The organism is Nostoc cf. edaphicum LEGE 07299 (genome assembly GCF_015207245.1).
Lineage (GTDB): Bacteria > Cyanobacteriota > Cyanobacteriia > Cyanobacteriales > Nostocaceae > Nostoc > Nostoc edaphicum_B.
In genome coordinates, this window is record NZ_JADEXF010000142.1 from 1 (window position 1) to 7467 (window position 7467).

The following is a 7467-nucleotide window of genomic DNA, read 5'->3' on the forward strand; positions in this document are numbered from 1 at the left end:
AACCCTCCCTGTATGTATTGGGGAGGGAACGAGAATCTCTTGTTTCCCCCCAATATATCGGGGGGATTAAGGGGCAATACGGTTCAGTTAAGCATTTTTTCTCTTCTCTCTGTTTCCTCTGCGCCTCTGCGGTTCGTTAAAAAAGTTGACTTTGACAAAGAATTTTAGCCTTAACTGAACCGTATTGGATTAAGGGGGGTAATTCGACTTGTGTGTACACCAAGGTAAGTTTTTACAATACATCGGCTTACATTGGGAATACATCAACTTGCACTGTGATGCATCTTGCGAAGTATATTTAAAAACACACTTTAGTTAGAGTCTCTGCGCTAGAGAGCCGTGATACTATACGGCTCATTCCTGTTGTTGCTTGTAGGAGACAATTATAGAAATCAGTAGACGCAGCTTGTTAAAAACTGCTTCTGCTTCGGGATTCATTGCTCCGTAGTGCCATCAATCATCTTTAACCAGTTTTATTTATGGAAACAGCGATGTCTACCACGGACTACGCCTACAGAATTGCGTAGGTGGTAGGTGTGAGTTACATCTACTGCTGAGTCTGTCGATAGAAAGATGTATTTATCCTCAAAGCCTTGAACTCTTATAGGAAGGTACAACTGTGCGATCGCGCTTAGTTTTTCATTCAACTTTGCAACATATAGCTTTATCCAAGGAGAACAATTATGTCCAACTTCAAAATATATTCTACTGGTATAGTGGCGATCGCCTTGTCTCTGGCAACTGGTTGCACACCAACTACGCCCCATGACGACAATATATCCGAAGTTCCACCTGCTCAATCTGTGCAAACGACAGAGAGTCCATCTCCATCCCCAAGTGCATCACCAGCTACACCAGGGCAAAATAACCTCAGTTCTGTAGACAGACAGTTTATGACTGAAGCTGCTCAAGGTGGTTTAGCAGAAGTCCAACTAGGACAACTAGCATCACAACGTGGAGCTAGCGATGCGGTAAAACAGCATGGACAGCGCATGGTTCAAGATCATACCCTGGTAAACAATCAACTCAAACAGTTGGCGACTCAAAAAGGTGTAACGCTGCCAACTAGTCTCAACAGCAAAAATAAGCAAATCCAGCAAAGCTTATCCAAACTTTCTGGTGCTAGGTTCGATCGCGAATATTTGAATCAGATGCTTCAAAATCATGAAAAAGATGTCTCTGTATTTCAAACTGAAGCTGAACAGGGACAAGATCCAGATGTGAAAGCATTTGCGGCTCAAACTCTACCAATCCTCCAAGAACACCTACAACAGGTTCGTTCCCTTGTTAATCCTGGAAGTTCAACCAGCACCCCAACTCCAACTAGTACCCCAACTACTACTCCGTAAGGCAATACAGTTGAGTTAAGTATTTCTTCTTTCTCTTAGTATCCGCTATGCATAGCTGTCTACAACATTGGGGGTTGGATGGAGGACACAGAAGGAGCTTGGTTAATAACTTCTCTCACCATATCTCCCCTGTTTCCTCAACTTTACAATCCAGTTATTGTCTTAGCCAATATCTCTAGGACTGACACTAAATGCCTTATTTTCTTATTATCGGATTTTAAACAATTTGAATATCTAGATTTACTTGAAAACCAATAGGCTTATTTTCAACAATGGCGAATCTAGATTCTTGGAAGAACAAAGAACCAGTTAGGGCATCATAACTGAAGTCACTGATTGAAATCGCGCCAAACCCTGTTTGAGAAACCTGGATTTTGTCACCTTCAGCAGCCTTGAAGTCTTTAATAATGTCAACACCCTCTAACACGTTGGTAAAAACAAATTTATCTGCACCTACTCCACCAGTGAGAGTATCGTTACCATTTCCACCAGTGAGTATATCATTGCCACTTTTGCCAGAAAGTGTATCGTCACCACCATTACCAAATAACAGATTATTTTGCTTATCTCCAACAATGGTGTCACTTTGATTTGTACCTTTGATATTATCAAAGTTTATAAATGTGAACTTAGCTGTGTTTCCGCCAGGAAGATTATTCACTACGAAACTTTGAGTTTCAAGGTTGGCGTTGACTGATAGATCGGATAAAAATGAAAAGGGTACTGAAGGAGCCATTGAAGCGTCTATAGTGTTATTTACAGCGCTAGCATCACCAACAAGATTTTCAAAATTACCAAGTATATCTGTACCTAGTCCACCACCTTTTTTAAGAGTTCCATCAATGAATATGGTAGAGCTTTGACCCAATTTACTGTAATCAGCCGTATCAACGCCATCTCCACCATTTAAGGTATCGTTGCCTGCGCTGCCTCTAATAATGTCATTGCCGCCACTGCCAGATAATTCATTATCCCTAGCGTCACCAATAATTGCGTCATTTTGATTTGTACCAATTACATTTACAAAATTCTTCAAATTGACTACTCTCGGCGACGAACCTACAACTCTGATTTCTAGTCTCTCGTTAGCTAAGTCAGCTATTATTGATACATCTGTTCTGTCAGAAGTAGCATTAATACTGTTAGTCTGTCCTGTAGCACCAATCACGGTTTCAAAAAAATCTTTAAACGTGTCATTTCCAATTGCACTTTTTTGAATGGCCACTGGCTGGAGTATTACAGGTTGTTCTAAGCCACTATAATCAATGATATCGTTACCTTTTCCACCGGTAATGGTATCATTACCAGCACTGCCTATAAATCTGTCATCTCCATCAGTTCCAACTAAAATGTCGTTTCCATCAGTGCCTATAATTAGTGCCATAATCTTGCTTTACTTGTTTGTGGTTAACCGCTGTATAATAACGTGTTATGAACCACAAGATACCAAAAATATGAACTTGAGTTAACTTGCCCAAGCAGTTGCGTCTCAGTGTTCATCTAGATGATGATTCATTGATTGTCTAAAACAACACATAATATTTAATTCATCACCCAACATAAAATTCTCTAATTTTGCGAGTGGCTTAGAGTATTCACTGTAGTTACGAAAAATCAGTGTTTTGTGCTAATTCTAATGATAGATAAATGACTTAAGTTGACAACTATCTTGTGGGGCATGATTTCAGCGTTATTTTCGCTTATCTTGAGTAGTACACCGTTCACGAGAGCGAACTACAAAGCTAAAACACATCTAAATTACATAATCACCCGTGAATGTCGTCCTTTGTCATTAGTCATTTGTATTTACAAAGGACAAATGACTAATGACAGTCTCCACCAGATAATGTGCAACTTGAATGCACACCAGTTTAGTAGCGATACACAATCGCACAGGATGGCACAGTCATCACATTGTTTTCATTGGCACTACTTGCTCAAGCTGACAAACTGCTAGAAACAGAAAAATAAACAATCAAATGAACGAATTACAAGCAATTTTAGAAGGCTTCGAGTCAAGTCAAAAAAGTGGTGAAATGACTTTTCTTGCGACTGTAGTTAAGACTCAAGGTTCAACCTATCGCCGATCGGGTGCTAAAATGCTGGTGACAAATACAGGTCGGACGATCGGAACAATCAGTGCTGGTTGCTTGGAGAAAGATGTATTTGAGCATACTCAACAACGAATGTTAGACGGTGAACCAATTGTTGTTACTTACGATAGCACTGCCTCTGAAGATATTCTTTGGGGCTTTGGTTTGGGGTGCAATGGCATAGTGCAAGTTCTCATCGAACGTCTTGAGAGAGAAAGCACACCAAATGCGATCGCTTTTTTACAGGAGTGTTTTCATAAAAAACATTTGGGTATTATTGCTACAGTCTTTGCTTTTGAAGGCGCAGTAAAAGTCAAACTTGGGTCGCGCCTCCTGCTGTATCCTGATGGTAAAATTATCACTGACATCAAAAATGCAAATTTAATTCAATCTCTGCTTGCAGATAGTCAAGCAGCCTTTGCTACTCAAAAGTCAAGGGTAAATAATTATCAGTTACCTTTAGGTAGTGCCGAAGTTTTCATCGAAGTCATCCAACCACCTACAGCTTTAATAATATTTGGTGCAGGTTATGATGCTGTACCTGTGGCCCAGTTTGCTCAAGCATTAGGTTGGGACGTTACTGTAGTCGATTGTCGAGCTAATGAGGCAACTAAAGCGCGATTTCCTATGCCTTGTGATATTATTCTTAATCGCCGAGAAATTATACATAAACAGGTATTTATAAATGCCCATACAGTTGCTGTAGTGATGACGCATAATTACCTTGACGATCTGGAGATTTTGAAAATGTTGCTGCCATCTCCTACACGCTACATAGGGGTTTTAGGCCCAAAGCTGCGTACTGAAAGATTGCTGGAAGATATACGTCTGCAAGGAATAGATTATACTAGCGAACAATTAAAAAGATTGCATGGCCCGATTGGGATTGACATTGGAGCAGATACACCTGAAGAAATAGCGATCGCTATTATTGCGGAAATTCAAGCAGTGCTAACAAACCGCAATGGTAATTTTTTAAGAAATCGCAATCAACCGATTCACCAATGTTATGAAAGCAACTCAAGCTTGCTACTTACCACATAGTTTTTATGACTGCTATAGACAATGAGAAATCAACCATAGCCATTATGATTCTTGCTGCTGGTGCATCTACACGGATGGGTACACCGAAACAACTATTGCTTTACCAAGGACGTAGCTTTTTAAAATATATTACAGAAATAGCGATCGCTTCAGTTTGTCAACCTGTGGTAGTAGTACTTGGAGCCAATGCAGAACAGATTCATCCCCAAATTCAACAACTTCCCGTTAAAGTAGTTAAGAACTTGGATTGGGCTTGTGGAATGAGTACTTCAATCAAAAGTGGTATTGAATTGTTAAATAATCTTCCGCAAAAAATAGAAGCAGTAGTTATTACACTTTGCGACCAGCCATTTGTTTCTCCCAAAATTATCAATCAACTTGTTGATACATATTATTTGACAAAAAAACCAATTATTGCTTGTGAATATGGAGATACATTAGGTGTCCCTGCTCTATTTAGTCAGACATTCTTTTCAGAACTTGCCGCTTTAAAAGAAACTTCAGGAGCAAAAAAAGTTATTAATAATAACCTCAATGAAGTTTTTTATATTCCGTTTCCACTAGGGGATATTGATATTGATACACCAAAGGATTACGAGCAATTGCTATCAAATACTAAAGGGATTGAAGTATCTTGAAGAAGATCGCTAAAAGTAAACAAGTCAGCAAACCTTAGCTCGACTTTATCCATTTTTTTCGCAACGCGGTACTCCTGCGGAGTCGTTGCACGAACGCTTAAGCTAAAACCTTTGTAGGGCAGTAGTTTTACTTTTTTAACTGCGTGCATAATACAGCAAAAATACTCTTGTAAGGCAGGCAAGACTTCGACTAAGTTCAGTTGAACGCTGCCTACCCCACAAGAAGTAATTGGATGTTTCTTATTTGTAAGTCCCTCTGAGAACAGTTAAACCAGTGCTGCTGTTGCTTTTAATGTGAAAATCTTCTCAATTACATCTTCTACCACCTTATCTGGTGTAGAAGCTCCAGAAGTAATTCCCACAACAATTTCTCCATCAGGCAACCAGTTATCTGTAGTTATTAACTGCCCATTTAATTGCCGATGTTCAATAGAATATGCTGATTTAAGGCGTTCAACAGTATCAATATGATAAGAAGGAATTCCTCGCTCAAAGGCAATTTGTTGCAACTGAGTAGTATTCGAGGAATTAAACCCACCAATTACTACCATCAAATCTAAATTATGTTCCACTAATTCCAACATGGCATCTTGACGTTCTTGGGTAGCGTCACAAATGGTGTTGAAGCTTTGGAAATGCTGATTTAACTCAGTGGGGCCATACTTCTGTAACATAGTCCGCTCAAAAAGCTTGCCGATTTGCTCAGTTTCGCCTTTAAGCATGGTAGTTTGGTTAGCAATACCAACTCTTGCTAAATCGCGATCAGGGTCAAATCCTGCTGAACAAGCTTTCGCAAATTTTGTCAGAAATTCTTCACGGTTGCCACCATTGATAATATAGTCAGCAACATATTCTGCTTCTTGCAAATTCAACACTATTAAATACTTGCCAGCAAAGGAACTAGTCGCAACTGTTTCTTCGTGCTTATATTTGCCGTGAATTATTGATGTATAATCGATTTTTTTGTGCTTTTCTACTGTATTCCAAACTTTAGATACCCAAGGACAAGTTGTATCAACAATTTTGCAGCCTTTCTCGTGAAGTATCTGCATTTCTTGAACGCTAGCCCCAAAAGCGGGTAATATGACCACATCACCAATTCCAACAACAGAAAAGTCTTTATTCTTTCCTTCAATGGGGATAAATTCTACTTCCATCTCCTGCATCCGCTGATTTACAGAAGGGTTGTGGATAATTTCGTTAGTAATCCAGATGTGTTCTGTGGGGAAGTGCTGGCGAGTTTCGTAGGCCATGGCCACAGCCCGTTCTACGCCCCAGCAAAAGCCAAAAGCTTGTGCTAGTCGGATTGTCACATCACCCCGTTGCAGAGTGTAATTGCGATCGCGAATTTCCTGAATCAAGTTACTCTGATACTCAGATTGCAACTGAGTGGCAACTTCTGCTTGATGACCAAAGCCCTTGCGATTGTAATTTTCTGAATGTTGCAGGCTGCGCTTAAAAGCTTTTGTATCCATTAGATTTGTCTACTTAAACTCACTATTTCTTATTTTCTCGCGCCTAGACGCGATTTATACAAAGTTGTATTCAAAGATATTATCAGAAAGGGGCAAAGGGAAAAGGATTTAATGCCTTTACCCTTTGCCCTTTAACCTTTTCCCCTCTTTTTCTTGCTGGGGTTTTAATTCAATCTCGCTATAAATCTGCAATGCAGAACGCCAAACTATATAGCCTTCAGGACTTAAGTGTAAGCCATCAGTAGTAAATTCACGGCGGAGATTTCCTTGCTTGTTGGTAAACAAGGGATGTAAATCGAGATATTTGACACCTTTTTTGGTAGATATGCTTTGCAGTTGCTGATTTAACTGACGAATGCGACTATTGGCAACAGCTAGAAGTTTATCTCGTCCTTTCCAAGTTGCTTGTTCTGCGCCATGTGGCAAAATCGATTGGACAACAATTTGTGCTGTGGGATGCCTCTTTCGTAGATAATTGATAATTTGCCGTTGATTATCTAAAATTTCTCCATTGCTCATCCCCCGAATTAGGTCATTAATGCCAATCATCACAAAAATCACCTCTGGCTGGGTGCGGTCAAATATTTTTAATCTTTTCAATAGACCATTGCTGGTTTCGCCAGAAATTCCTTGGTTCAGCCAATTTTTATCTTCGGGTAATAACTCAGCAGGAAACCACAAACTTAGAGAATCTCCCGCCAGGATGGTTAAATGCGGAGGATGTTGGTCAGCGGCGACCTTAGCTTCTTGGTTGAGGATATCTACCCACTCTTGATAAGTGAGTTGGTGACGGCGACCTAAATCAGGTGTAGCAATTTGTGGTGAATTATTCAGGTTGATTGGCTCTGGGGATGCAATTACCCCAAAA

Annotated in this window: 7 protein-coding genes; 3 read left to right on the forward strand and 4 right to left on the reverse strand. The window is 39.9% G+C overall.

Features of this window, described 5'->3' with window-relative positions; all coding sequences use genetic code 11:
- Nucleotides 1-473 precede the first annotated feature (473 nt).
- Nucleotides 474-647, reverse strand: a complete 174-nt coding sequence (locus IQ229_RS23755) for a hypothetical protein (RefSeq protein WP_228013225.1) — start codon at nucleotides 645-647, stop codon at nucleotides 474-476.
- Between the two features lie 36 nt (nucleotides 648-683).
- Here IQ229_RS23755 and IQ229_RS06195 point away from each other — a divergent pair, with 36 nt between their 5' ends.
- The gene (locus IQ229_RS06195) at nucleotides 684-1349 is read left to right on the forward strand and encodes a DUF4142 domain-containing protein (RefSeq protein ID WP_194042202.1); all 666 of its coding nucleotides are present in this window, start codon (nucleotides 684-686) and stop codon (nucleotides 1347-1349) included.
- Between the two features lie 217 nt (nucleotides 1350-1566).
- Here the strand turns inward: IQ229_RS06195 and IQ229_RS24430 are convergent, their stop codons facing one another.
- Nucleotides 1567-2733: a calcium-binding protein gene (locus IQ229_RS24430; RefSeq protein WP_194042205.1), complete on the reverse strand. Its 1167-nt coding sequence runs from the start codon at nucleotides 2731-2733 to the stop codon at nucleotides 1567-1569.
- A 595-nt stretch (nucleotides 2734-3328) separates the two neighbouring features.
- Between IQ229_RS24430 and IQ229_RS06205 the strand changes: the two genes are divergently transcribed.
- Together IQ229_RS06205 and IQ229_RS06210 are read left to right on the forward strand one after the other, a co-directional pair.
- Complete coding sequence (locus IQ229_RS06205) at nucleotides 3329-4486, forward strand: XdhC family protein (RefSeq protein ID WP_194042207.1); 1158 nt, start codon at nucleotides 3329-3331, stop codon at nucleotides 4484-4486.
- Nucleotides 4487-4491: 5 nt separating this feature from the next.
- Nucleotides 4492-5124: a nucleotidyltransferase family protein gene (locus tag IQ229_RS06210; RefSeq protein ID WP_194042209.1), complete on the forward strand. Its 633-nt coding sequence runs from the start codon at nucleotides 4492-4494 to the stop codon at nucleotides 5122-5124.
- 266 nt (nucleotides 5125-5390) lie between these two features.
- Here IQ229_RS06210 and IQ229_RS06215 read toward each other — a convergent pair whose 3' ends face one another.
- Both IQ229_RS06215 and IQ229_RS06220 read right to left on the reverse strand, forming a co-directional pair.
- Nucleotides 5391-6599 carry a 4-hydroxy-3-methylbut-2-enyl diphosphate reductase gene (locus IQ229_RS06215; protein WP_194042211.1) on the reverse strand — a complete coding sequence of 403 codons (1209 nt, stop codon included), beginning with the start codon at nucleotides 6597-6599 and terminating at the stop codon, nucleotides 5391-5393.
- Nucleotides 6600-6716: 117 nt separating this feature from the next.
- Nucleotides 6717-7467: SGNH/GDSL hydrolase family protein (locus IQ229_RS06220; RefSeq protein ID WP_194042213.1), on the reverse strand; the 751-nt coding region annotated here is incomplete at its 5' end.